This window comes from Mesorhizobium sp. P3_A9 (assembly GCF_056402975.1).
Genome location: NZ_JBFUGJ010000779.1, coordinates 1 through 681, shown reverse-complemented (window position 1 = coordinate 681; position 681 = coordinate 1). Strand labels below are relative to the sequence as shown.

1 protein-coding gene and 1 pseudogene are annotated in these 681 nt (G+C 64.0%); one reads left to right on the top strand and one right to left on the bottom strand.

Features of this window, described 5'->3' with window-relative positions; translation table 11 throughout:
• Window positions 1-342: MOFRL family protein (locus AC1DX0_RS36705; protein WP_477359523.1), on the top strand; the 342-nt coding region annotated here is incomplete at its 5' end.
• Window positions 343-361: 19 nt separating this feature from the next.
• Here AC1DX0_RS36705 and AC1DX0_RS36700 read toward each other — a convergent pair.
• Window positions 362-681, bottom strand: a pseudogene (locus tag AC1DX0_RS36700) (glutamine synthetase family protein); the annotation flags it as partial.

Genomic DNA, 681 nt, shown 5'->3' with positions numbered 1-681 from the left:
GTGCTGATCCTCTCCGGGGGCGAAACCACGGTGACGCTTCGTGCCAAAGGCAAGGGCGGCCGCAACTCGGAATTCCTGCTCGCCTTCGCCGTCGGCATCAGCGGCACACAAGGCATCCATGCGCTGGCCGCAGACACTGACGGCATTGACGGTTCGGAGGACAATGCCGGCGCCTTCGCCGACGGTTCGACGGTGTCGCGCATGCGCGTGGCCGGCGTCGATGCCAAGGCTATGCTGGCCGGCAACAACGCCTGGACGGCCTTCAATGCCGTCGGCGATCTTTTCGTGCCAGGCCCGACTGGCACGAATGTCAACGATCTCAGGGCGATCCTGATTCGCTGAACTTGTGCCGACGGACCGCCTACACCTCGTGCAGATAGAGGTGATAGTCCAGCTCGCTGACCGTGCGCGCGACGCGCAGATATTCGGATTGCTTGATCGCAACAAACGTCCGGTGCAGGTCTTCGCCGAGCGCGCCTTTCAGGAAGGTCGACGCCCTTGCCGCTTCGATCGCGGCGCGCCAGTCCACCGGCATGGTCGTGCGGGTGATTGCCGATTCATAGCCATTGCCGGTGGTTTCGGGTCCGGGGTCGAGACCTTCGTCGAGACCTTTGACGATGCCGGCCAGTACCGTCGCCGCGATCAGATAGGGATTGGCGTCGACGCCCGACGGCCGATGCT